Below are 25332 nucleotides of genomic sequence, written 5' to 3' on the forward strand. Positions count from 1 at the left end.
GTCACAGTTGCTAAATAAAGAATGGTACAACATCTAGCCCTGTTGTTTGGGGTAAATCAAATTGAACGTTCATATTCTGGATCGCCTGCCCTGCTGCTCCTTTGACAAGATTATCAATCACGCTAACAATTGTGGCACGGTTTGTACGGCTATCCACCTTCACTAAAATATCGCAATAATTGGAACCTTTTACACGATTGGTTGCTAAGCTATTACTATCTGTCACAATCCGCACAAATGGATGTTTTTCATAGGTTGTCTGTAAACAAGCAACTAGCTGTGCCTCCGTAATACCTGGCAAGACAGGAGCGTAGGTTGTTGCTAAAATACCCCTTGTCATCGGTACTAAATGTGTATTAAATGTAATCGTTGTATCTACATGTGCAAATATCGAAATAGCTTGCTCAATTTCCGGGATATGTTGATGGGTATTCATTTTATAGATCGAGAAGTTCTCATTGGCCTCACTAAAATGCGTTGTTTGTGATGGCTTATTCCCAGCTCCTGAAATACCACTTTTGGCATCAATAACTAAAAAGTTTGGATCAATTAACTGCTCTTTTAGCAATGGTAATAACGACAATAAAACAGCCGTTGGGTAGCAACCAGGATTGGCAATCAGTGTTGCCTGTCGTATAGCTTCTGAATTCCATTCTGTTAAGCCATAAACACTTTGCTGGAGGCTTGTGAATGGTGCAGCTTTTTTGCCATACCATGTTTCATAGCTTGTCGGGTCTTTTAATCGGAAGTCACCAGACAAATCGATCAATTTCGGACCTTTCCCTACTAATGGTGGTAAAAGCTCACTTGTCACCCCAGAAGGTGTACTTGCAAACACGACGTCATATTGTGCCAAAACGTCATGATCAATTTTTTGTAAGGGTGTATCAGCAATTTGCACAAGATGTCCAAACTTAGAAGAAAAAATGACGCCTTCCTCAGAAGATGTAAATAACTCAATCTGCTCTACAGCTGAATGATTATGTAAAAATCGAATAAGTTCCAATCCGCCATATCCTGTTGCTCCAACAATACCTACTTTCAATGCGCTCACCTCTGAAATAAGTTAAAAATAGTATACGTCTGCATAATTATTAAGTCAACTGAATTTTTATTTAATTATAATTTTTATCGTTTTCCGACAGAAGACGCCCACTCCAAGGAATGTGTAAGGTGTAGCCCCATGAGTAAGTGGGAGATGAATGTCGGTTGGCGATAGCCAACATGCCTTCTTGAGGGTATAATATTCTTGAACGATTCTACTGTAGTAGTAGGTGTATAAATAGAACTCGTCTGCTGGCTATCGTTCGCCAATAGCTTTCAAGAGTCGCACGAGATCACTGTAAACCTATGGCACGAAAACCAAGTGGCAAACCGAAAACAAGATTGAAAGACCATACGAATCTCGTATCAATCGTAGGGACTACGAGGGTAGCCTGCTAAAAAACTGGCGGTTACGTTGGTGTTCGCAGGAATCTCCCACTTCAAGCGTGAGCTAAGTGGCGAGTAGTTCAAGAAAAGATACCGCTTACTTCTATACAATTGTAAGTATCAGAAAAAATAGGGCAAGAATCCTTTCGTTCATCGAAGGAATTCTTGCCCCTTTTTATGCATCTATTGTATAAATATCGACGGGTCTTTTAATCTTCCATTGTTGATAAATCACCTGTTGGTAAATTTAATTCCCATGCCTTCAATACACGACGCATAATTTTTCCGCTACGCGTTTTTGGCAGCTTGTCCTTAAATTCAATTTCTCGTGGTGCTGCATGAGCAGATAAGCCCTTCTTTACAAAATCACGTATATCCTCAATTAATGCATCGGAAGGCTCAACACCATCACGCAATGCTACAAAGGCTTTAATAATTTCTCCACGTACTGGGTCAGGCTTACCAATTACGCCTGCTTCAATCACATCTGGATGCTCTAGTAGCTTACTTTCTACCTCAAACGGCCCTACACGCTCACCAGCCGTCATAATAACATCATCCACACGCCCTTGGAACCAGAAGTAGCCATCCTCATCCATATAGGCAGAATCTCCAGATACATACCATTCACCTTTTAAGAAATAGGATTCATAGCGCTCTGGATTGCCCCAAATTTGGCGCATCATCGCAGGCCAGCCTCGTCGAATAGCTAAGTTCCCCATTGTAAATGGAGGTACCTCCTCACCCGTATCATCAACAATCGTTGCATAAATACCAGGGAGTGGTTTTCCCATAGAGCCTGGCTTGATATCCATCGAAGGATAGTTACAAATCATATGAGCGCCTGTTTCTGTCATCCACCATGTATCATGTATACGGTGTCCTAGCTCCTCTACCCCCCAGCGAATGACTTCTGGATTTAATGGCTCACCAACCGATAAAACATGTCGTAGCGATGATAAATCATAATTTTCAAGCAAGCCACTGCCCGCACCCATCAGCATACGGAACGCTGTTGGGGCACTATACCAAACAGTTACACTATAGTCCTCAATAGCTTGATACCATGCCTGTGGTGAGAATCTTCCACCAACAATTAACATTGTCACGCCATTTAACCATGGACCAAAGATGCCGTAAGCAGTTCCCGTTACCCAACCTGGATCGGCTGTACACCAGTAAATATCATCATCACGTAAATCAAGCACCCACTGTGTTGATTGATATTGCTGAATCATCGCATTATGGACATGTAGCACTCCTTTTGGCGCACCTGTGGAACCAGATGTATAATGAAGAATCATTCCATCTTCTCGATCCACCCATTCAATATCAAATTGACTAGAAGCCTCTTCTAAATGCTTCTTAAAATCTAATATTTGCTCTGTTTCCTCTATTCCTTCACCCACTAAAAAAACACGTTCTAATTTTGGTAATTTAGCTAAAGGTACACGGTTAAGTAACTCTGGTGTTGTAACGATTGCTTTTGCTTCACTATCTGCCAGTCGATCATAGACAGCGCCTTCCATAAAAGCCTCAAATAATGGCCCGACAATGACGCCCATTTTTAACGCACCTAATAATGAAAAATAAAGTTCAGGTGAACGTGGCATAAAAATAAATAAACGATCCCCTTTTTGTAGATTCGTAGTTGTTTTAAAGACATTTGCCGCTTTATTTGTTAGCCTTTTCATGTCATTAAAAGAGTATGCCTCTTTACGCTTCCCATCATTAAAATAAAGCGCAACCTTATTTTTGCGATACGTTTCTGTATGACGATCAATTGCCTCATACGCCATATTTACTAAACCTGTTTCGAACCAGCTAAATGCTTTTTCCGTATCAGCCCAATTATGCGTTTTTGCTGTTTCCTCATAATTTGTTAGATGGTGCTGGCCAGCTAAAGCAGCTAACTTCTCTTTCATTTTCATCCCCATGAAAATACCCCTTTCTTTGCATTTACCTTTGACTATACATCGTGAATATGAGCAATCCCCTCTGCTGTTATTCACGATTTTCCATCAAGGAAAAATAATGATGCAACATTTGTTATATAACAGATAAACATAGTAAAAACACTTAAAATATCGTTTATACTACTTTCATCTGTTAAATAACAGAAGCAATATAATACTATTTTACACGAATTCACATAGAATGTCTCAATATTTTTATTTTTCCAAAAATATAGGTATATTTTGCAAAAATAAACGTTTTTCCGCAAGAAATCAGCTATAATGTAATTATTAAACTCAGGTGGTGTAATTATGGAACATAAAAAAACTTTTTTTTCTGTCACAAAGGAAACAAAGCATGGTACTGTGTATGTGGAAGGACCTGTTCCTCCAGAAAAATTAGCGGCATATTCCTTCCATGAAGGCTTAGTTGCCTTTAGACCCCCAAAACAACAGCAGAAAGCCATCATAGACATTGCAGGACTTCCTGAAGGGCGCATTGTTATTATACGCAAAGAGGATACCATCGTTGGCTATGTTACTTACCTTTATCCTGATCCACTTGAACGGTGGGCTGAGGATCGCATCGATAATATGATTGAACTAGGTGCTATCGAAGTGATTCCCGAATATCGTGGCACAGGAGCAGGTAAGGCATTGCTAGCCGTTTCGTTTATGGGGGATGAAATGGAAGATTATCTAGTGATTACTACTGAATATTATTGGCATTGGGATTTAAAGGGAACTGGTTTAAATGTTTGGGATTATCGCAAAATGATGGAGAAGATGATGAGTTCAGCTGGTTTCGAATATTTTGCTACAGATGATCCTGAAATTACATCACACCCAGCAAACTGCCTCATGGCACGCGAAGGAAAACGCGTATCTACTGAAACAATGGAAAGATTTGATAAGCTTCGTTTTAGAAATCGTTTCATGTATTAAAATCAACACAAAGGGGATATGTATAGATGATCGTAGAAGAAATTATGAATGATAATCCTTACACATTGGCTCCTAGCAATACAGTGCTTGAAGCGCTAAAGCTAATGCGTGAAAAAAAAGTTCGTCATTTACCAGTAGTAGATAAGGAGCATCATGTGCTAGGCGTGATTACAGAACGAGATATTAAAGAAGCTTTACCTTCACCACTACAAGATGAACCGAACTCTCCTATTTTTCATGCACACGTAGAGGAAATTATGGTGAAGAACCCACTGATTGCTCATCCGCTTGATTTTGTTGAAGAGGTAGCGCTTACCTTTTATGAATCGAAAGTAGGCTGTTTACCTATTGTCTCTGGAGGAAAACTAGTAGGAATCGTCACAACCACTGATTTACTCTATACATATATAGAGTTAACAGGTGCTACAGAACCTGGCTCCAAAATTGATATCCGTGTATCTGATACGCCAGGAATTTTATTTGAAATCACGAAAATATTTCATCAACACCATGCCAATGTCCAAAGCGTCTTAGTTTATCCTGACTCTGAAAATACACAAAATAAAATTTTAAGCATCCGAGTAAAAACACTCAATCCTTTAGCCATGATTGAAGACCTTCGCAAAGAGGGCTTTGATGTATTATGGCCTAATTTACCAGGTGTTTCATTATAATGAAAAAGGCAGTATTTGTTTATTCACCTGAACAACTCGGATATAAATTTTCAGATACACATCCTTTCAACCATAAACGCTTGACGCTAACAATGGACTTATTAAAAAATAGCAATGCACTCAATGATGTCGATATTGTACCAGCTCGTGTGGCAACAGAAGAGGAGCTGTTGCTGGCACATGATCCAAAATATATTGATATCGTAAAAAGAGCAGGACACGGTGAATTATCAGAAGCCCAAGGTGAAAGCTATGGGATCGGTACAGAAGATACACCTATTTTTCCAAATATGCATGAAGCAGGTGCACAGCTTGTTGGTGGAACATTGACAGCTGTAGATTATGTGATGGAAGGAAAGGCAGAGCATGCCCTCAATCTTGGTGGCGGGTTACACCATGGTTTTCGTGGACGCGCATCGGGCTTTTGTATTTACAATGATAGTACAGTTGCTATCCGTTACTTACAGGAAAAATACAATGCCCGTGTACTCTATGTCGATACAGATGCGCATCATGGAGATGGTGTGCAATGGAGCTTTTATGAAGACCCAAATGTCTGTACATTATCTATCCATGAAACAGGTCGTTACCTTTTCCCAGGAACAGGAAATATTACAGAACGAGGAAATGGTCAAGGCTATGGGACCTCATTTAATTTTCCAATGGATGCTTTTACAGAGGATGAAAGTTTCCTAGACATTTATGAGCAATCCATGCGCGAGATCTTTGAATTTTTCAAGCCAGATGTTGTGTTAACCCAAAATGGAGCTGATGCTCATTACTTTGATCCATTAACACACTTACATGGCACAATGAATATTTATCGTGAAATTCCAAAGCTTGCACACCAATTAGCCCATGAGTATTGTGATGGTAAATGGATTGCTGTTGGCGGTGGGGGCTATGATATTTGGCGAGTAGTGCCCCGTGCTTGGGCTATGCTATGGCTCGAAATGACAAATCAAGCGCTACCAACTGGTCCATTACCACAAGCATGGCTGGATCGTTGGCAGCCTGAAGCACCCGTTCCATTAATTCCAACTTGGGAAGACCCAAAGCCTTTATATGAGGCAATCCCACGAAAAGCTGAAATTGAAGAAAAGAATGCACAAATGTTAGCGAAAGCGCTACATATTATTCGTAATGAAAAACGAGTTTAACCTTAAGCCTCACATTATTTGTGGGGCTTTTTTCATTCGATTGATAGCACTGTCATACCACTCTATCCGTCATTTGAAGATATCCATCCACCCCTTCTCATGCTATCCATTTAGCAACAAAAAACACGTAAATCCGCTATCATCAGATTTACGTGTTGCTATTTCCTTATTTACTTTTAACAGATTGTCGATGCTCAATACGGTGTGGTAAAATTACTGCCTCATCCTCCACAGGCTCCTTGCTCATCAATTTAGTAAGCAGACGCATTGCAACAGCCCCAATATCATAAAGCGGCAGCGCCACACTTGTAAGCTGTGGACGAACCATTCGCGCTAACTTTGAGTTTTCAAAGCTAATAATCTCAATATCGTCTGGTACATTTTTCCCTGCATCCTGTGCCCCATGAATTAAACCAATCGCTAATTCATCACTGCCTGCAAAATAAGCTGTAGGCGCATTATCAAGTGCAGCTAACCTCTCCCAAGCCTCTAAGCCCATATCATAACTAGACTCCTCTGCAGCAATTAAAGCTTCATCGATTGGTAGTGCAGCATCCTGTAATGCCTTCTTATAGGCTGCTAGCTTGAATTTGCCGTTAATTGTATACGAAAGTGGACCTGTTACAAAGCCAATCCGTGTATGACCATTTTGAATCAATAAAGAAACGGCTTCATAGGCTGCTTGGAAATAATCAATATTTACAGTAGCGATTGTTTGAGATTCATCTACCGAGCCTGCAAGTACAATTGGTACGGGGGAATGGTCCATGGTTTGTTGCATTTTTTCCGTTACTTCATCACTCATCATAACAATACCATCTACCTGTTTCCCTAGCATTGTATCGAGTAGCTGTAACTCTTTATCTTCATGTTGATCTGAATTGGCCAAAATAATATTATAACGATACATTGTGGCAATATCCTCTACCCCACGAGCCAGCTCAGCATAAACATTATTTGCAATATCTGGGATAATCACGCCAACTGTTGTTGTTTTCTTACTTGCTAAACCTCGCGCTACTGCGTTTGGACGGTATTCTAATCGTTCAATTACTTCTAATACTTTTTTTCGTGTTGCTGGCTTTACATTTTGATTGCCATTGACTACACGAGAAACCGTTGCCATAGAAACATTTGCTTCTCTTGCAACATCATAAATTGTAACAGTCATCGTACGTGCCTCCCTTTTCCTAATTATAAGATTCATCATCAATAATAAAATGGATGATAAAGAACCGTTGATAGCCCTATCATACGATAATTTTCATATGACTTTCAAGAAGAACTACATAAACCCAAGTATAAATAGTCATATTCTAGCCATTAATTTGTCACGATACAACAAACACCGCCTGCAAAAGTAAGCAAGCGGTGTTTACTATTAATCATTAAGCATGAACTTCATAGTTTTTCATGAATTTTTGTAGTGTTTCATAGAACGCATCAAATGTTGGAATATCCATTTGTTGCTGTGAGTCAGAAAGAGCTACAGATGGATCTGGATGCACTTCTGCCATAACACCGTCAGCGCCAATAGCAATGGCTGCTTTCGCACATGGTAATAATAAGTCACGACGACCTGTTGAATGCGTTACGTCTACCATAACTGGTAAATGTGTTTCTTGTTTTAAAATTGGGACAGCTGAAATATCTAGTGTATTACGTGTGGCTTTTTCATAAGTGCGGATACCACGCTCACATAAAATAATATTTTCATTACCTTTTGACATAATGTATTCTGCTGCATGAATAAATTCATCAATCGTTGCAGCTAAGCCGCGTTTTAATAATACAGGTTTATTTGTAGCTCCTGCTGCTTTTAGTAGTTCAAAGTTTTGCATATTACGTGCACCAATTTGGATCACATCAATATAATCTAATGCTTCCTCTAAATGACTAGGTGTTACAATCTCTGTAATAACAGCTAAACCATATTCCTCTGATACACGTTTTAAGATTTTAAGCCCTTCTAATCCTAGACCTTGGAAGTCATATGGAGAAGTACGTGGTTTATAAGCACCGCCACGAATTAATTTTTCACCTTTTGCTTGAATAGAGGCTGCAACTGCTGCTACTTGCTCATAAGATTCTACCGCACAAGGACCGAATACAAATGATGGCTTACCTTGTCCAATTAATTCACCATTAATGTTAATGATCGTATCTTCAGATTTTTTCTTACGTGATACAAGCAATTCTTTTTTCTTATCTGCTTCAAGTTGCTTTAAAGCTGTTTTAAAGATTTGCTTAAATATATAATCAACCGTCATTTGGTTTAATGGACCATTATTATGTTGCTTAATAAGATCAAGCATATGTCTTTCGCGTAATGGATCATAGCGATTAACACCTTGTTTTTCCTTAATTTTACCGATTTCATCAACTACAGCTGCACGTTCGTTAATTAGACGAAGAATTTCTAAATTTAAGCCGTCTATTTGACTGCGTAAGCTTTCTAAATCTTTTTGGCTCATGCGTTGTTGCTCCTCTCATTATGACAGACACTTTCAGAACTCTGAAATGTATGTTACATTTTTAGATATTAGCAATATTATAATCAATGTTGTGCAGAATGTCACGCATTTTTAATTTAGCGCTTCAACTCGCTAAATTGTTTTCAGGTATCATAAGAAAGGAAGCGATTACATTGAGTTCTAAATTATTTGCACTTGATATTGGTACACGCTCAGTGGTTGGTATTATCCTCCAAGAGGAAAACGACCATTTCCATGTGGAAGATATTTTAGTGAAAGAGCATAAAGAACGTGCCATGGTAGATGGGCAAATACATAATGTCATGTATGTAGCGGAATTAATTAAGGGAATCAAACATGAGCTTGAAGAAAAACACGGTCCTTTAACAAAGGTAAGTGTGGCTGCAGCTGGACGATCTTTAAAAACAGAACAAGCAAGCGTGACCATCAATATACGAAATCGACCAATTTTTACAGAGGAAGATATTAGTCGCTTGGAGCTTCAGGCTGTCCAGCAAGCTCAACAGCAACTATTACAGCAAAAAGAGGATGCAAAAATTAGCCATTATTATTGTGTTGGCTACTCCGTTCTCTATTATCGCTTGGATGGCGAGGAAATTGGTAGCTTGCTTGATCAGCAAGGCGATGAGGCACAAATTGAGGTGATTGCTACCTTCCTGCCACGTGTTGTTGTCGAATCATTGATTGCTGCGTTAAAGCGTGCTGATTTAGAGATGGAGGCATTAACATTAGAGCCTATTGCAGCGATTAATGTGCTCATTCCACCAACGATGCGTCGCTTAAATGTGGCATTGGTCGATATAGGTGCTGGTACATCAGATATTGCCATTACCGATAAAAGTACCGTTGTTGCCTATGGAATGGTGCCAACAGCCGGCGATGAAATTACCGAAGCATTAAGTGATCATTATTTACTAGACTTCCCTGTCGCAGAAAATGCTAAGCGACAACTCCAAACAGAGGAAGATATATTGATCCAAGATATTTTAGGCTTTGATCAGTATTTTCCAAAGGATGAGGTTTTATTAGCCATTGCACCAGCTGTTAAGCAGCTCGCAAAATCCATTGGCGAGGAAATTTTACGTTTAAATAATCAAACAGCACCTAAAGCAGTGATGCTCGTTGGCGGTGGTAGTTTAACACCTAACCTGCCAGCAGAGCTTGGATATATTCTTGATTTACCAGCAAATCGCATAGCTGTTCGTGGCATTGATGCTATTCAGAATCTTACAAAAGAAGAGCATATTAAAACCTCACCAGAGTTAGTGACGCCAATAGGGATTGCAATTGCTGCTAAAAAAATGCCGATTCAGTATATGAGTCTAACCGTCAATAATCAGGTTGTACGTCTTTTTGAATTAAAAGAAATGACCGTGGCAGATGCTTTTCTAGCAGCGAATATTCGAGCAAAGCAATTATATGGAAAACCTGGTCATGGCTTATCCGTCCATGTGAATGGGCAGGATATTTTTATTCCAGGTGGACACGGACAGCCTGCCGAAATATTAGTAAACGGGCAACAAGCCACAACCAAAACACTTATTAAAACGGGAGATGCTATTCAGCTTATTGAAGGGCAAGATGGACAGCCTGCAACGGCTACTGTCCGAGACATTGTTGATCCTGCGGCCATTAAAACCATTACCATCCAAAATACCAAGTATGTGATTGAACCAAAAATTTCGGTGAATCATACCCCTGCATCACTAGATACCGTATTAAAGGATCGTGATATCGTTACATTTGATATCGCTGAAACCATCGAAGATGCCTTTAAAATCACAAATAATTGGCATTTACTCAAGCAATTTGAGTCCTACACGATTCAAGTGAATGGACAACCCTTATATTTGCCAGAATTTTCTTCGCAATTACTGATTAATGGAAAAGCAGCTAAATTAAGCTATGGCGTGCAGGATGGGGATGTGATTAGCTTTCAGCAACAGGCCCTACCAACTGTACAACGAATTGCAGACCAGATGAATCTTTTACTGGAGGATAAAATAACTGTTCATTTCCAAAATGAAGTGTTAGAACTATCAAAAACGGCAAATGAGGCACTTGTCAATGAGGTGGTCGTTTCGCCTCTTTCAACAGTGGCTAATAGATCTTCAATTGTATTTAGAGAAAAGGATCGCAGTCGTTGGATTTATCAGGATGTGTTCCGCTTCTCTAATTGGCAGCTACCTACCAGCTTTAAAGGAAATTTCACGATTTTAAGAAATGGGCAACCCGCTAGCTTTGATATGGAAATTTTCGGTGGAGATAAATTAGAAATTTTATTAGAGCAATCACCAATTATGTAAAAAGGGGCTACGTTACACGAAAATATGTAACGTAGCCCTTTTACAATGCATCACATTATGCACGCACTTCTTCAGTTGCCTCTTCAGCAGCCTGCACTGTTGTTTCTTCGGCCGTTGGTTCCTCATTAGGTGTATAATCCTCTAGTGGTTCTTCACCTTCAAATGAAACGGTCCCATCATCAAAAACAGTTGGTGCTTTCGCTGTTTTTAATGTTTTTACCTTTTCTACTAATTGTGAAGATTGCTCTTGAAGTTGTTTAGAAAGCTGTAATGTTTTATCTTTGGCAGTTGTGGAAAAATCTGCACTCTTATCTTTTAAACTAACAGCTTGTACAGCTACGTCGCTACGTAAATCTTTTCCTGATTTAGGTGCTAATAATAGACCTGCCGCTGCCCCTACGATTCCTCCAACTAATGCGCCAATCACAAAATCTTTCATATTTACACGCTCCTCTTCGTAAATCGATTCCTGCGGATGATAAAGCTGTGGTAATGAACTTTCAAGTTGCTGTTCCTTTACTTCGTTAAAATTTGGCTTGTTAGTTATCATGCAAACAATTCCTCCCCATCTAATGATCAATTTTGTCCAGACATGTTGTTCATCTACTTTTACAGATGCATCTTCAACTTATGTCTAAGACTTTATTTTTATTCGATCAGTATTGTATACTCACCAAATAATTATCAATTTTTACGACCCCATTTTCTTTTCGGCTTTTCTGCCTGCACTGATTCAAATTCATACGCATTCTCAACTACAGCTTCCTGAGCTTGCTCAATGATTTTGCGCTTCTTCCATTTATCAGCAATACCCATTGCCACATTACTCCATTGTACAACCTGTGCAATTTTTTCTTCATTTTGTTCGACACTTTTCGAAACAGAGGATGTAATTTGTTGGACAGAATTATTTAAACCATTAACGGAGTCACCAATACCTTTAACAGCATGAACAACTGAATTTAATTGTTCAGATTTATGTTGTATATCCTCTGCTAAGCTATTTGTTTTTGTTAATAAGGACGTTGTTTCGCGGGTAATGCCTTGCATCTGTCCCTCAATACCTGATAATGTCCCAGCTAAGCTGTTTAAAATAGATTTGAGTGAAAATAATGTCATACCTAAGCTCACACATAAAATTAAAAATCCGATTGCAGCAATAATGGCTGCAATATACAAAATCACTTCCATAAGTTGACCTCCTAGTAAATTCTCTTTACTATTACTTTCCCTAACTTCGACAAAAAAAACAAAATTCCTGCTAAAGTTTTAAAAAAAACAGCTTAACCCATACGGACTAAGCTGTTTCATTGCTTTTTAACACATTTTCAAAAGCATCTTGGAATTTGTGAACATCACCAGCACCCATAAATAAAAATACTGCACCTCTATGTTGTGTTAATATCTCAATTCCCTCAGTGCTGATCACTGCGCTGCCTTCAATAAGTGACGCTAAGTCCTGAATCGAAAGAGCGCCCTGTGTTTCTCTTGCAGAGCCGAAAATATCACATAAATAGGCTGTATCTGCAAGGCTTAAACTATCTGCAAAATCTTGTAAAAAAGCTTGTGTACGTGTAAATGTATGTGGTTGGAAAATAGCGACTAGTTCACGCTCAGGAAATTTTTGTCGTGCCGATTGAATCGTTGCACGAATTTCAGTTGGATGGTGTGCATAATCATCTATTAACACATTATCCCCTATCCGTGTTTCCGTAAAACGTCTTTTTACCCCCTTATACGTGTGTAGACGCTCCTGAATAAGCTCAGGTGAAATGCCTTCATATTCACATAATGTGATCACTGCTAACGTATTTAAAACTGCATGATCTCCAAATAATGGGATAAAGAAAGTGCTATAAAATTCATTACGCACAAAGACATCGAACGTTGTTCCCTGCGTTGTTTTTTCAACATTGCGCGCCTCAAAATCATTTTCAGCACCAAATCCGTAATAAACAACAGGCACTTTTGCCTGAATACGTTGAAGTTGCTCATCATCACCACATGCAATAATCGCTTTCTTCACTTGTAACGCTAATGATTGAAACGCTGAATAAACATCATCTATATTGGCAAAATAATCCGGATGATCAAAATCAATATTTGTCATAACTGCATAGTCAGGATTATATGCTAGGAAATGACGACGGTATTCACATGCTTCCATCACAAAGAAGTCAGCATTTTCATGACCAGCTCCTGTACCATCACCAATTAAATAAGAGGTTGGTTTATAACCACCTACTACATGAGCCATTAAGCCCGTTGTAGAGGTTTTACCATGTGCCCCTGTGATAGCAATCGATGTGTAGTTGCCAATATATTCACCTAAAAATTTATGGTAGCGAATAATCTCTACACCGATTTCACGAGCACGCGTTAATTCAGGATGATCATCGGGAAAAGCATTGCCTGCAATAACCGTCATCCCTTCTCGAATATTATCTGCATCAAATGTGTAAATTGGAATATTACGTTCACGTAACGGCTGCTCCGTGAAGAAATATTTTTCGACATCTGAGCCTTGTACTTGTTCCCCCGCATCAAATAAAATTTGTGCAAGCGGGCTCATACCAGAGCCTTTAATGCCTGTGAAATGAAAAACTGTCATTAATTAAACCCCCCGGGAATTTCAATATCCCATCTATCATCTCTAGTAGGTGTATCGTATTATTACACGACTGTTTAGGTATTAGTACCTTTACAAGTGTTAAAAAATACGTACTATTCAACACATCTTGTCTATTATAGCACTTTTTATGCATAAGAATAAATGTGTAAGTTTTCTAAAAAAATAATTTTCTTATCAATAAGATTATTCAGATGTGATTGACGCCATTCTTATTCAAACATCGTGATTAGATCTTCTTCTGTAATATAACTTTCACGTGGTTTACTGCCCCTCGCCTCTGACACAAAGCCGTGTGATTCTAACATATCAATTAAACGAGCAGCACGATTATACCCAATATGATATTTTCGTTGAATTAATGAGGTAGAGGCGCCACCTTGCTCGTAAACAAATCGGCAGACATCCTCAAATAGATCATCCTGCTCTGCAGACACCTCTGTTTTCTTTAAAAGCTCCTCCTGATCGAAAATATAATCAGGCTCGCCCTGCTCACGAACATGCTCAATAATGGCCTCAATCTCATCATCGGTTACAAATGTTCCCTGTAAACGGACAGGTGCTGACATACCATTGCCTAAATATAACATATCGCCTCGTCCAAGCAACCTTTCTGCTCCCTGCCCATCTAAAATCGTACGGGAATCAATTTGTGAGGAAACAGCAAAAGCAATACGTGTAGGGATATTGGATTTAATCAATCCTGTAATAACGTCCACAGATGGTCTTTGTGTGGCCACAATTAAATGAATACCACAAGCACGAGCCTTTTGCGCAATACGGCAAATGGCCTCCTCTACATCTGCTGGAGACATCATCATTAAATCAGCTAACTCATCAATAACAATTAAAATATATGGTAATTTCAGGCTATGCTCATTATTTTTATCAGCGATTGCATTATAACGGGTAATATCACGTGCACCTGCATGCGCAAATAACTGATAACGACGCTCCATTTCCTCTACTGCCCACTTAAGTGCAGCCGTTGCAGCCTTCACATCTGTGATGACTGGGCTCACTAAATGTGGAATATGATTAAATGGTGCCAGCTCTACCATTTTAGGATCAATTAGCATAAGCTTTAACTCGTGTGGCGCAGCTTTATATAATAAACTAACCAAAATTGAATTGATACAAACAGATTTACCAGAACCTGTCGCACCAGCAATTAAACCATGAGGCATTTTCCGCAAGTCCAGCGTAACAGGTTTTCCTGTTAAATCAAGACCTAAGGCTGCCTCTAACGGTGAATCTGATTCAAGGAAGGCTGCGCTATTTGTCACTTCTGATAAGCGAACAGCTCGTGATACTCGGTTTGGAATCTCAATACCGATGGAACTTTTCCCAGGAATCGGTGCTTGAATACGAATATCCTTTGCTGCTAGGGCAAGCTTTAAATCATCTGCTAGGTTGCGAATTTTACTAACCTTTGTACCATGACTCACTGTTATTTCAAATTGCGTAACAGCAGGTCCCTGCATAATTGATTCAATTTGTGCAGACACTTGGAAATAAGAAAGTGCCTCAACCAATGTATCTCCCTGTTGCTCCATCCACTCTGTATCCTGTGTTTTTTCTTCTGGTGGCTCTAAATATTCATCAGCAGGTTTTTGGTAAACATGTACAGGCTTTGTCGTTTTTTCGACTACTGCTACAGCTCGTGGTTCTTGCTGTTCCACCACCTCCACTTGCACAGGCGCTTCAATAGTAGCAGAAACAACTTCAGTAATAGGCTCTATCATTAACTCAGTCGTTGCTGAAATTTCATCCGCACTTGCTAGCTCCATTTCTGCTTTTTCTAAAGTAGCGACATTGGACATCGTTGTGACAGGAGCCATTGTAATAACCGTTTGATGGTTATCTGGCTGAAGCTTATTTGTATTCGTTTCTTCATGCAATTGCACAGCAGTTATTGAATGGTCTGGTTCTTTATATTGTGGTACATCTAGCTGACTAGCTGCTATGTTCACGCTGTCTTCTGTATCTTTTTCGTCTACAACTGGTTTGACATCCACTACCTTATTAGAAGATGGTTGCTGATTTTCTACGGTATTAGAGGATTGTGCCATTTTCGATTGCTGCTTGATTTTCCACTTTTCTTTATCCGTTTTTAACATGAGTACATTAAAAGGAATTCGACTTTTTTCGTCTCTTTGTGTCATAGCTATAGATTGTTCTGCTGAAAGCTGTTGGTCGTTTTTTTCATTTGTTGCTGGCTGCACTACAGTAACTTCGCCAATATGAATGGTAGAATTTTCAATTTGAACTTGCTCCACAACCATTTCTTTTACATGAATTTCCGATTGATCTGCTGATAGCTTTTGAATAGTTTGCTCTTGCACAATGTCCTCCTGTACAGGCTCTTCAAAGTCCATTGCATAGGCGGTTGTTTGAGGCACGGCTATGTCTGGCTCAGTATGCCCCTGCGGATCATTCACTGCTTCCAACACTTCGTCATCAAAAATAATCGGTTCATTTATAGGTGGCTCCTGCTTCTCAAGTGGTGTAGGCTGTTCCACTACAGCCTGCTGGTTAATGCTAACCGACTCTTTTTCTTCTAGTATATTTGCATTGACCTTATTTGTTGTCGCTTCTTTTAATAACGGATTAGTTTCCTGTCTATCAGATGTCTGAACGTTCACCGCTTGCTTGTCATACTCTTCCTTTCGTTTATCTAATAATTCCTTGATTGGACTTGGTTTTGCAAAGCCGTAGACAGGTGACGGTACATCTGTTGGCACAAATCGTTTACGGTTTTCAGGCAGGCTACTTTTAACGATTTTCTCTGGTTGCTGAAATGTTTCTTTTGGTGTTGATGGTTGAGGTTGGACAGGCTGTTGTTGTGCATCTCGAAAAACAAGGCTTGCCCTTGAGCTCTTTTCCTGCTCCACAGCCTGACTTCTTGGCATAGTTGTTTTTCGACCTGTACGCTTTGATCGATTCGCCAATAACTCCCGAATCCCTGAAACCTCTACATCATAAACACGAGAATCCACAATATGATGGTTTAAATGTTTAGGTAAAGAGAGGTCCTCAATTTGTCCATAATAATCATCTTCTATATAATCAAATGCTTCTTTTTGTGATGGCTGCTGAGACATTACTTCCTCATCATCAATTAATGGGAAACGGAAAGTTTTTTGCTTCGCTACAGGTGGCTCACTTTGTACCTGTTGTTCTTGTTCGTAGTCCTCATAATATTCTTCATAGTCGTATTCATCATCTTCTTTATTTAAAATTTTATTAATTTGTTTTTTAAACCAATTCACTTTATTTCACTCATTTCTCTTACACTTCATTTATAGCATTGTCTATGTATCTTTCTTTCAATAGCACAATGTCTACATCAAAAAGCATACCATAAAAATGTGTGAGAAACTTGCATTTAGTAGATGATTCTAAACAAAAAAAATCGTTATGTTACTGTCATATTCGTAACATAACGATTTAGCATATCTTATCTTAATAGGAGAACAACTAGTGAATTCATGCTCTTAAAAATTGAACCATTTTCTATTTAATAGCTTAGCCATTTTATTTACTTGGCACTTCAAAGGCACTGCCCACTACTGCGTCTTCAGACAACACTAAAATACCTTTTTCAGAAGGGGCATTTGGAATAGCTAATTCACGAGCGGAGCACAGCATACCAAAGGAATCCACCCCACGTAAATTACCCGCTTTAATCAACATTCCTGAAGGCATCACTGCACCAATTTTCGCTACAACTACCTTCTGACCTGCTGCTACATTTGGCGCACCACAAACAATTTGTAACGTTTCATCGCCAATATTTACAGAACAGATACTTAATTTATCAGCATTTGGATGCTTGTCCTTTGTTTCTACATGACCGACCACAAATTTCGGGGAAAAGTCAACATCGAGACGAAGAGCAGCATCATTTTTTTCAATCGCTGCTTCCAACTGGGCTACTAATTCTGGCGTTACATCCACTACACCGTTTGCATCTGTTTGCACATAGCTACTTGCATGAAATAAATTAAAAGCCTTGATTTCTCCCGTTTGTGCCTCTTTTAAAATCGCAAAATCGCCAGCACGTTCTACGATTGTTTTGACGATTGGCTCCGTTGCTAGTTGAACTAATAAAACGTCGCCTACATGCTCTTTGTTGTAAAATACATTCATTGTTTTTCTTGCTCCTTTTTCACTCTGTTTTTTGCTAGGATAAAGATGGGCTCTAATTCCCCGTCTTCATAAATAAATGATAATGACGTAATCGGCACTGTACCGACTGCAAAGAAATGCATAGTCATCTGTGCTAATACATCATACCCTGTTTCATTGCGAATATCACCTATAATTAGCACATCTTGGTGAGGCACAGATAATGTCATATCACCCTCCACCTGTGAGCGCATTTCTTTTAGAAAATTTTCATTTAAGATACGACTTGCATCATAGCCATCATTGACATTGACAAAATAAAATAGATTGCCTGCTACCTCATCTTTTTTATACGTAGTTGGTAGCTGCTTAACGGAAAATCTAGCCATTTCTCGAATTTGCTCCACGGTTAATTGTAATGCTTCAAGCATGGATTCATCAATAAAGCGATATGTTTTTCCTAAATCAAGGGCATAAAAAATACGGGTTTCGGCTGTATGCTCTGTTGTAATAAAGGCATGTCCCTCTTTTGATGCTTGCGGATACGAGGTGGCACGAATTACAGGATAAATTTGTGTTGTTTTCTGAAAACCCTGCTCCATCTCTTGCTCCATTGCATAGAAGGTTTGCTCAATTGTATAGACAACTTCTACAATAGCTGCTTGTTGTTTATCATTATATTTAGCCGCAATTCCTGGTAAAGAAAGCTCCATTCCTTTTCCAAGCTTCTTGTGATTTAAACGTAATTTATCGTGCTTCTTATCAACATGAAATTCGAATTTTTCCGTATTTAGTTGCTTTTTTAATAGCTCTACAAGTTGCTCTGATTTTATTGACTTCACTTTGTTCACATCCTATTTTTGAAATAGCTCCTAACAATAAAATCTATATAGATTTTATTGACGTATCTCACGCATAATATTATCTTGAAATATTTTTAATCAGATTTTATTATATTGATAAGGAGTTTTATCTTTGATCTATTCAATCTCATCCACTTACTTTATCTTAACGGAATGAACAATTTTCGTCATTTCTCGTAAGTTGTCCTCAATATATTTGGCTTGTGAAATCGTTGTCATTTTTATACCACCGCTACTCACAACTAGCTCCATTTCATCCTCATTAGCTGTTTTTAGCACTGCAGTAAAGCCAAAATGATCATCCTTCTCATAAGTTGTTTCTTCAATAATTTTGTCAGCATCATTGTCTTTTAACAGATTATAGTATAACTTACTATCTTTAGCTTCACGATCATTAATAAAAAGAATATAGCTTTCTTTTCCTTTTGAAATAACAATATTATAGTCATCTGAACTATCTTCAACTTTAAATTTTGCAGGTAAGTATAGTTGGATATCATCAATTTGTTCTGTATGTTGTTCTGGCTCTTCAGCAAAAACGGTTTCTGTGATTTGCAGTCCATTTGCAATTTGTTCCTCAATAGATTGACTACAACCAGAAAGCCCCAACAGTAAAAGCATTAGTCCAGCAGCTCTTAGCCATGTATATGACATGTCTCTCTTCCTTTCACTACAAAGTTTTTTCTATTTTAAAAAAATCTTTCATAAGTTGCAACCGCACTACCTTACCACCATCCACTATTTTTGTAAATATGCGAACAAATATTGACCAATTAAAAGTGATACAATATGCTCAAACATTGTTTGTCTACTGACTAAACCTTGCGTAAAAATTCCTACAGCCCCCATACCTTGACGAATATCCTGACGTTTTGTATATTGCTCCATAATGGGCCCTAATTCTCCACCAGCTCTTATTTCCTGGGCAATTTCTTTTGGTAATATAATTTGAGCACCAGCAGCTGTAAACCTCGCTCCATCTGCAACAGTAAGTGCACCCCAGTTGCAAACATACATATCATTCTCTATTTCCATAATACCACCCTCTAAGCCAAATGATAATTGTGCAGCCGTTTGTATCATAGCATTTTGAGCACGATTAATAGCACCCCTTCGAGTTTCTTCATGGCTGAGTGGTTGATCTGCTACTTCTGAGGCAGCTTTTACATAAGTAAAAGTAGCATCCTTAAAATAGTGTCGAGCAATTGCTTCAACTGCTTCTATTTTAGCTTTATTGGTTGTACCAATTGCTATATTCATCTAATCCCCACTTTCTTTCCATAGAAAAAGATGCCCGCTAAAGGCATCCTTCTAACTTCCTATACATTAGCGTGAATCGATGCTAATGTCGAACGATCTGCTTTTTTCACTAATTCAATAATTAATGCTTTCGCAGCTGCGTAATCATCAATATGAATAATTGAGGCAGATGTGTGAATATAACGTGAGCAAATACCAATTACTGCACTCGGTATCCCATCGTTGGCGATATGCACTTTCCCTGCATCTGTGCCACCTGGTGAAATAAAGTATTGGTAAGGAATATGATTTGATTCAGCTGTATCTAAAATAAACTCTCGCATCCCTCGATGTGTAATCATTGTGCGGTCATGAATTCGAAGCAATGTTCCTTTGCCAAGCTGCCCGAATTGATTTTTGTCTCCTGATATATCATTTGCAGGAGAAGCATCTAAGGCAAAGAATAAATCTGGCTTAATCATATTTGCTGATACTTGTGCACCGCGTAAGCCAACCTCCTCCATTACATTTGCACCTACATATAAATGAGAGCGAAGTTGTTCATGTTGTACTTCCTTCATTAATTCAATGGCTAATCCGCAGCCATATCGATTATCCCAAGCTTTTGCCATAATTTTTTTCGGATTTGCCATTGGTGTAAATGGACAAATTGGAATCACCGATTGTCCTGGTCGAACACCAAGAGCGATCGCATCTTCCTTGTTATCAGCGCCGATGTCAATCAGCATATTTTTTATATCCATTGGCTTTGAACGCTCAGCATCTGTTAATAAATGTGGTGGAATAGATGATACAACGCCAGGAATTGCACCATTTTTCGTAAATACTTCTACACGCTGTGCCAGCATGACTTGGTTCCACCAGCCACCTAATGTTTGAAAGCGCAACATCCCATTGTCTGTGATGGATGTCACCATAAATGCAACTTCATCCATATGCCCTGCCACTAACACTTTTGGAGCATCAGCAACTTCACTATATTTAACACCGAAAATACCACCTAAATTATCTTGAATCATTTCATCTGAATATTTCTCTAGCTCGGAACGCATAAATGCGCGTACAGCATGTTCATTTCCAGGCGCACCTGGTAATTCTGTTAATGTTTTAAATAATTGTAATGTTTCCTTATCCATGATGACTATCGCTCCCCACGAAGTAGAATATTCTTTTTTACTTATTGTAACATATTTATTTCTGAATTCGAAATATTGAACTATTTCTTTAAAATCGTGAACGTGCATTCACTCTATAGGCTATGCTAAAATAAAGAATATAGAAAAGGAGGAAAGTAACATGAAATTACGTGATTTTTTAATCGGTGTTGCAACTGGCCTAGCTGCCGCAGTCATTATTAAAGAAGCAAGTGAAAAAGTTTCTCCATTCGTACCCGCAGGACAAGTACTTGAAAACATAAAAAAAGAATTTAAAAGGGATGCACCCATTGATGGCTCTTGGATTTTTATGAAAACTGAGGATTATACAAATGGTATTATGACTATCCCAGTATATCGTGGAGGTATCTCTCGTATGAATGAGGGTGAACTACAAACCTTCGAATTCGCTGCCGATGCACGTTCAGGTGTTGTCGTGGAACTAACAGAAGTATAAAGAACAAATGAAGGGGCTATGCAAAAAGTGAACATCTTTTTGCATAGCCCTCCCTTCATTTATTCAGACAAACCTTTATTATTAAAGTATTTTTTATACTTTCGATAATAATTTAAGTTGTTAAGTGTAAGCTTTGTCCAGCGCTTGGCATTCATATCCTCATTAAAGTATAGGGAATTTGTATACTTGCCTTCACGAATTAATTTCTTCGCCTCTAATTTTAGCTTTTCATTCGATGCATATTTAAACAGCACACCTTTTGGAATAATCATCCATAAGTGCTTGTCCTGTACATATGTTACATCCTGCTCAATATTTAGCATATGGTCATCTGCTACATACTTCATTAAATTATGACCGCTTGCTGTGACATAATAGCTGGAACGACCATTGCGCAAATTAATTTCAAATAGCTTATACTGCTTATCTCGAATATCGTATTTCATATCGAAATTTGCAAAGCCAGTATAGCCGATATCCTCTAAAAAGAAGCGTACCTGGTCCATTAACTCCTTGTCATACGTTGTTACGATAGCTGCATAACTGCCAATGCCTTCAGGCGAATGCTCCTCAAGTATTGGATTACCTAAGCACATTAATTTTACTTTGCCGTCTTTCCCAACATAGGCATTTAACACACGCATATAAGAATCATCCCCAGGGATAAATTCCTGAATAATCATTGTATCCTGATAGGTTGAGCTATAAATCGCTTTTAAAATAGCTGTTTTTTCTGCCTCATCGTGCGCCACAAACACCTTTTTCTTACCCGGGAATTTACATGCCCAATACTCTACAGAATTGGATGCTTTTAAAATAATCGGATAATCAAATGGTGGTGTAAAGTTTTCATAGTTATCGGCTGTTACCGTTGCTGTACCTGGATATTTAAAATTATACTGATCGCACATTTTATAGAAATTTTCTTTCAGTAAAATTTCATCCATTAATGACTCATCAATATACGGGACAGTAAAATGCTCCTGTAGGGCAGGCTTATTTTTAATAATAAGCTTAGCATAATCGTCACCACAAGCTAATAGCAATAGTTTTTTATCTGTATATTTTTTTGCAACCTGTGCAAGGGCAGGGGCAAAAACATCCTGTTCATTTAAACGATCAATTTCTTGAAATTGTAGGATATGGCTATCTTGTGTGGCTGTTAAATGAGAACGACCTAAAACAAGCGGTTTAATGCCGTATGCCTCATAGAATGCACGTGCCATACCGTATGCATTCATATCTGATCCTAGTAAAACAGGTAAAAATGGTTGCTCAGTTGCCATGTTTATTTCAACTCTCTTTTATAGTTTAGTATCGTGTTTAGTGTATCATATTTTTTATCCTGTTCACGAACAAAAAAGCGAGGCATTGACATTTTATCTGTCAAATACCTCGACTTGTATTAAAAAGTAATAACAGGCTGTCTACTGCGCTCTAGTTTGTCCACTATTTCTTTGCCTGTTTCATCCCATTTAATCATACGGTAATACGCATCATGATAGAAAATAAAGCTATAGTTATTCGCCAAAGCTTCTTTCATCAGTCGCTCTTTTGCAAATACACTTGTCATTGGATAATCGTCATAAGCTAATACCCATAATGGATTTTGGTGCGCATGCGTTGGCATAATATCTGCCATATGCAATAATACTTCATCATTTTGCGTTAGCTTGATGACGGCATGTCCCTCACTATGACCACCTGTATGAATCATTTCGATACCAGGCACTACCTCTAATGTATCTTCATAGGTTTCCACTAAATGCTGTACAGGCTCCCAGTTTTCTTTCCAATACGTATTTTTAGAGCGGATATTCGGGTTACGCATTTCATCCCATTCAATTTTCGTGACAAAAATTTTGGCATTCGGGAAAGTGGGTACAAGGACATCCCCTTCCCATTGTGTTAAGCCGCCAGCATGGTCGAAATGTAAATGCGTCATTAAGACAGCATCAATATCCGCTGCTGTTAAGCCTAGCTCCTGTAAGCTAGCTGCCAATGAACCTTCCTCTGTAACACCAAAGTTTCGTAGTTGTTTTTCATTTAATTTGTTAAAGCCTACACCTGTATCAATCAAATAGTTTTTTCCCTCATATTGAATGAGAATTGGTTCTGTTGGTAACTCAATTTGATTTTTTTCATTGACAGGATATTTGCGTGACCATAGTGGCTTTGGTACAACACCAAACATTGCACCACCATCTAGGCACGTCACACCCCCGTTTAGCCATGATAATGACATACTGTGAAACTGTAACTGATCCATCCATACTCCCCCTACAATTTAGTGATAAATTGCGATTCTAGTCGATAAATCGGCTGTCCCTTTGCAGAAAATTTCTGCTCATATTCTGTCATCACATTATCCTCTGGCATGTTAGCATGTAAATCAAGTGAAACATATTTTAGCAACATACCATATTCAGACATACTGATTAATGAATACTCGAACAGACCACGGTTATCCGTTTTAAAATGGATTTCCCCACTATCCACCAAAATCGATTCATATAATTTCAAAAAATCCTCATGCGTTAAACGTCTTTTTGCATGACGTTTTTTTGGCCAAGGATCTGAGAAATTCAGATACACACGTGATACATCATTTTTATCGAAGAATTTATTTAAATCCGCGCCATTTACTTTTAATAAACGTAAATTCGCTGGAGACTTTGCCTCTAAAATTTTCTCTAATGCACAAACAATCACACTATCATAAAGCTCAATACCAATATAGTTAATATGCGGATTTTGCAATGCCATTCCTAATACAAATTGCCCTTTTCCAGTACCCACCTCAATATGGATAGGCTGGTCATTGCCGAAAATAGTCTGCCAATTTCCTTTAAAGTCCTCTGGCTTTGGAATAATCACCTCTGGATGACTATCAATCATTTCCTCCGCCCAAGGCTTATTTCTTAATCTCACTGCTCTTCCTCATTTCTGTCTTGTAAAATTATTGATTTTTTATAGTATAACGTATTCCTCTTTAATTCGCTTAAAATTATTGCGAAATGATAACTCTATTTTGTGCTATAACCTGCCACGCTTGCGGCTTCACTGTACAATGAATAGGCGTATCCTGCTGAACCATCCCAATATAATTACCATCTGTATGGCAATCCACTTGATGTCCCTGTACAACAATATCAAAATATGGTCCTTGTAAAAAGGTAATCTCTTTAAATTTTGTATGCTTTTCAAAAAATACAGTGACAAAGGCAAATAATAATTTTATCGGAGAGATGCCATGCACAATTGTTAGATCGACTAGCCCATCATCGGGTCTAGCAGCAGGGGATATTTTCATCCCTCCCCCAAAGTAAGGCTGATTACTTACTGCCACAAACCATACCTGTTGAAAATGCCATGCTTGTTTATCTGAATGTATTGTTACATCGAAACAGGTGAACTACTCCCACCACTTACCACCCTTGCAAGTCGCTTGAAGTGGGGGCTTCTCGACTTATCGTTGCTTTTACTAGCCAACGAAAACTGACCGAGCTACCCCTCTTGTTCCAAGAGTTTTGGTGCTTATGATCACGCTAATAGGCGTATACCTTCATTTTTGATATTGATTGCTGAATTATAGTCACGATCTGCCACATAGCCGCAGGAACAGCGGTAGGTGCGTTCAGATAGTTTCATTGGTTTTTCTGCACCACAACAAGAACACTTTTTAGTGGAAGGGAACCACTTATCAATTTTCACAAGTTGTTTCCCTTGTTCCTTTAGCTTATACGCGAGGAAAGTAGTGAACATCCCCCAACCGTTGTCGTGAACGCTTTTTCCAAAGCGAAGGGCTTGAGACATTCCTTTCATGTTCAAATCCTCCATCACAACAGCATCAAAATTAGAAGCTAACTCTT

23 protein-coding genes are annotated in these 25332 nt (G+C 38.6%); 5 read left to right on the forward strand and 18 right to left on the reverse strand.

Going from position 1 to position 25332, the window contains the following annotated elements:
* Positions 1-10: 10 nt before the first annotated feature.
* Positions 11-1045: an N-acetyl-gamma-glutamyl-phosphate reductase gene (gene argC, locus ADM90_RS19625; RefSeq protein ID WP_053996588.1), complete on the reverse strand. Its 1035-nt coding sequence runs from the start codon at positions 1043-1045 to the stop codon at positions 11-13.
* Between the two features lie 595 nt (positions 1046-1640).
* Positions 1641-3368, reverse strand: coding sequence for an acetate--CoA ligase (gene acsA, locus ADM90_RS19630; RefSeq protein WP_083448623.1), 1728 nt, complete (start codon positions 3366-3368; stop codon positions 1641-1643).
* 330 nt (positions 3369-3698) lie between these two features.
* On the opposite strand from acsA, the gene ADM90_RS19635 reads away from it, so the two are divergent.
* Genes ADM90_RS19635 through ADM90_RS19645 form a run of 3 tightly spaced genes read left to right on the forward strand, consistent with a single transcriptional unit; the run spans position 3699 to position 6165 of the window.
* The gene (locus ADM90_RS19635; RefSeq protein ID WP_053996589.1) at positions 3699-4331 is read left to right on the forward strand and encodes a GNAT family N-acetyltransferase; all 633 of its coding nucleotides are present in this window, start codon (positions 3699-3701) and stop codon (positions 4329-4331) included.
* 26 nt (positions 4332-4357) lie between these two features.
* Positions 4358-5005, forward strand: coding sequence for an acetoin utilization AcuB family protein (locus ADM90_RS19640; protein ID WP_053996590.1), 648 nt, complete (start codon positions 4358-4360; stop codon positions 5003-5005).
* The gene (locus ADM90_RS19645; RefSeq protein WP_053996591.1) at positions 5005-6165 is read left to right on the forward strand and encodes an acetoin utilization protein AcuC; all 1161 of its coding nucleotides are present in this window, start codon (positions 5005-5007) and stop codon (positions 6163-6165) included. The genes ADM90_RS19640 and ADM90_RS19645 overlap by 1 nt, the downstream gene beginning before the upstream one ends.
* Positions 6166-6331: 166 nt before the next feature.
* Here the strand turns inward: ADM90_RS19645 and ccpA are convergent, their stop codons facing one another.
* On the reverse strand, positions 6332-7336 hold the full coding sequence (gene ccpA / locus ADM90_RS19650) for a catabolite control protein A (protein ID WP_053996592.1): 1005 nt from the start codon (positions 7334-7336) through the stop codon (positions 6332-6334).
* 217 nt (positions 7337-7553) lie between these two features.
* Positions 7554-8639, reverse strand: a complete 1086-nt coding sequence (locus ADM90_RS19655) for a bifunctional 3-deoxy-7-phosphoheptulonate synthase/chorismate mutase (protein WP_053996593.1) — start codon at positions 8637-8639, stop codon at positions 7554-7556.
* Between the two features lie 173 nt (positions 8640-8812).
* On the opposite strand from ADM90_RS19655, the gene ADM90_RS19660 reads away from it, so the two are divergent.
* Positions 8813-10966, forward strand: a complete 2154-nt coding sequence (locus ADM90_RS19660) for a cell division FtsA domain-containing protein (protein WP_053996594.1) — start codon at positions 8813-8815, stop codon at positions 10964-10966.
* Positions 10967-11021: 55 nt separating this feature from the next.
* Here ADM90_RS19660 and ADM90_RS19665 read toward each other — a convergent pair whose 3' ends face one another.
* The 9 genes from ADM90_RS19665 to ADM90_RS19705 all read right to left on the reverse strand — a co-directional run bounded on the left by ADM90_RS19665 (position 11022) and on the right by ADM90_RS19705 (position 20985).
* Positions 11022-11516, reverse strand: a complete 495-nt coding sequence (locus ADM90_RS19665; RefSeq protein WP_053996595.1) for a YtxH domain-containing protein — start codon at positions 11514-11516, stop codon at positions 11022-11024.
* A 134-nt stretch (positions 11517-11650) separates the two neighbouring features.
* On the reverse strand, positions 11651-12157 hold the full coding sequence (locus ADM90_RS19670; RefSeq protein ID WP_053996596.1) for a DUF948 domain-containing protein: 507 nt from the start codon (positions 12155-12157) through the stop codon (positions 11651-11653).
* 106 nt (positions 12158-12263) lie between these two features.
* Positions 12264-13577, reverse strand: a complete 1314-nt coding sequence (murC, locus tag ADM90_RS19675) for a UDP-N-acetylmuramate--L-alanine ligase (RefSeq protein WP_053996597.1) — start codon at positions 13575-13577, stop codon at positions 12264-12266.
* A gap of 230 nt (positions 13578-13807) precedes the next feature.
* The gene (locus ADM90_RS19680; protein ID WP_053996598.1) at positions 13808-16867 is read right to left on the reverse strand and encodes a DNA translocase FtsK; all 3060 of its coding nucleotides are present in this window, start codon (positions 16865-16867) and stop codon (positions 13808-13810) included.
* 265 nt (positions 16868-17132) lie between these two features.
* A complete protein-coding gene (gene ytpR, locus ADM90_RS19685; protein ID WP_053996599.1) occupies positions 17133-17747 on the reverse strand; it encodes a YtpR family tRNA-binding protein in 615 nt (204 codons plus the stop codon).
* The gene (locus ADM90_RS19690) at positions 17744-18568 is read right to left on the reverse strand and encodes a DUF1444 domain-containing protein (RefSeq protein ID WP_083448624.1); all 825 of its coding nucleotides are present in this window, start codon (positions 18566-18568) and stop codon (positions 17744-17746) included. Before ADM90_RS19690 ends, ytpR begins: the two co-directional genes overlap by 4 nt.
* A 156-nt stretch (positions 18569-18724) precedes the next feature.
* Positions 18725-19243 carry a hypothetical protein gene (locus tag ADM90_RS19695; RefSeq protein ID WP_053996600.1) on the reverse strand — a complete coding sequence of 173 codons (519 nt, stop codon included), beginning with the start codon at positions 19241-19243 and terminating at the stop codon, positions 18725-18727.
* Positions 19244-19327: 84 nt separating this feature from the next.
* On the reverse strand, positions 19328-19849 hold the full coding sequence (locus ADM90_RS19700) for a DUF84 family protein (RefSeq protein ID WP_053996601.1): 522 nt from the start codon (positions 19847-19849) through the stop codon (positions 19328-19330).
* 59 nt (positions 19850-19908) lie between these two features.
* Positions 19909-20985 carry a M42 family metallopeptidase gene (locus tag ADM90_RS19705; protein ID WP_053996602.1) on the reverse strand — a complete coding sequence of 359 codons (1077 nt, stop codon included), beginning with the start codon at positions 20983-20985 and terminating at the stop codon, positions 19909-19911.
* 160 nt (positions 20986-21145) lie between these two features.
* On the opposite strand from ADM90_RS19705, the gene ADM90_RS19710 reads away from it, so the two are divergent.
* Positions 21146-21460 carry a peptidase M4 gene (locus tag ADM90_RS19710; protein WP_053996603.1) on the forward strand — a complete coding sequence of 105 codons (315 nt, stop codon included), beginning with the start codon at positions 21146-21148 and terminating at the stop codon, positions 21458-21460.
* Positions 21461-21519: 59 nt separating this feature from the next.
* On the opposite strand, the gene ADM90_RS19715 is transcribed toward ADM90_RS19710, so the two are convergent.
* From ADM90_RS19715 to ADM90_RS25235, 5 genes are all read right to left on the reverse strand, one after another.
* Positions 21520-22746, reverse strand: a complete 1227-nt coding sequence (locus ADM90_RS19715; RefSeq protein WP_053996604.1) for a carboxylate--amine ligase — start codon at positions 22744-22746, stop codon at positions 21520-21522.
* A 119-nt stretch (positions 22747-22865) separates the two neighbouring features.
* Positions 22866-23729: a YtnP family quorum-quenching lactonase gene (locus ADM90_RS19720; protein WP_053996605.1), complete on the reverse strand. Its 864-nt coding sequence runs from the start codon at positions 23727-23729 to the stop codon at positions 22866-22868.
* Positions 23730-23740: 11 nt separating this feature from the next.
* Positions 23741-24391 (reverse strand): tRNA (guanosine(46)-N7)-methyltransferase TrmB, encoded by a 651-nt coding sequence (gene trmB / locus ADM90_RS19725; protein ID WP_053996606.1) that lies wholly within the window; start codon positions 24389-24391, stop codon positions 23741-23743.
* Between the two features lie 76 nt (positions 24392-24467).
* Positions 24468-24854 carry a diacylglycerol/lipid kinase family protein gene (locus ADM90_RS19730; RefSeq protein WP_268766659.1) on the reverse strand — a complete coding sequence of 129 codons (387 nt, stop codon included), beginning with the start codon at positions 24852-24854 and terminating at the stop codon, positions 24468-24470.
* Between the two features lie 149 nt (positions 24855-25003).
* A partial coding sequence (locus tag ADM90_RS25235; RefSeq protein ID WP_235473702.1) for an RNA-guided endonuclease InsQ/TnpB family protein occupies positions 25004-25332 on the reverse strand: 329 nt, incomplete at its 5' end.

The sequence above is a fragment of the Lysinibacillus macroides genome (genome assembly GCF_001281525.1).
Classification (GTDB): Bacteria; Bacillota; Bacilli; order Bacillales_A; family Planococcaceae; genus Lysinibacillus; species Lysinibacillus macroides.

Coding starts and splice junctions, on each gene's coding strand:
- acsA (WP_083448623.1), bottom strand. CDS start 3,368: ATGGGGATGAAAATGAAAGAGAAGTTAGCTGCTTTAGCTGGCCAGCAC.
- ADM90_RS19635 (WP_053996589.1), top strand. CDS start 3,699: ATGGAACATAAAAAAACTTTTTTTTCTGTCACAAAGGAAACAAAGCAT.
- ADM90_RS19640 (WP_053996590.1), top strand. CDS start 4,358: ATGATCGTAGAAGAAATTATGAATGATAATCCTTACACATTGGCTCCT.
- ADM90_RS19645 (WP_053996591.1), top strand. CDS start 5,005: ATGAAAAAGGCAGTATTTGTTTATTCACCTGAACAACTCGGATATAAA.
- ccpA (WP_053996592.1), bottom strand. CDS start 7,336: ATGACTGTTACAATTTATGATGTTGCAAGAGAAGCAAATGTTTCTATG.
- ADM90_RS19655 (WP_053996593.1), bottom strand. CDS start 8,639: ATGAGCCAAAAAGATTTAGAAAGCTTACGCAGTCAAATAGACGGCTTA.
- ADM90_RS19665 (WP_053996595.1), bottom strand. CDS start 11,516: ATGATAACTAACAAGCCAAATTTTAACGAAGTAAAGGAACAGCAACTT.
- ADM90_RS19670 (WP_053996596.1), bottom strand. CDS start 12,157: ATGGAAGTGATTTTGTATATTGCAGCCATTATTGCTGCAATCGGATTT.
- murC (WP_053996597.1), bottom strand. CDS start 13,577: ATGACAGTTTTTCATTTCACAGGCATTAAAGGCTCTGGTATGAGCCCG.
- ytpR (WP_053996599.1), bottom strand. CDS start 17,747: ATGAATGTATTTTACAACAAAGAGCATGTAGGCGACGTTTTATTAGTT.
- ADM90_RS19695 (WP_053996600.1), bottom strand. CDS start 19,243: ATGTCATATACATGGCTAAGAGCTGCTGGACTAATGCTTTTACTGTTG.
- ADM90_RS19700 (WP_053996601.1), bottom strand. CDS start 19,849: ATGAATATAGCAATTGGTACAACCAATAAAGCTAAAATAGAAGCAGTT.
- ADM90_RS19705 (WP_053996602.1), bottom strand. CDS start 20,985: ATGGATAAGGAAACATTACAATTATTTAAAACATTAACAGAATTACCA.
- ADM90_RS19710 (WP_053996603.1), top strand. CDS start 21,146: ATGAAATTACGTGATTTTTTAATCGGTGTTGCAACTGGCCTAGCTGCC.
- ADM90_RS19715 (WP_053996604.1), bottom strand. CDS start 22,746: ATGGCAACTGAGCAACCATTTTTACCTGTTTTACTAGGATCAGATATG.
- ADM90_RS19720 (WP_053996605.1), bottom strand. CDS start 23,729: ATGGATCAGTTACAGTTTCACAGTATGTCATTATCATGGCTAAACGGG.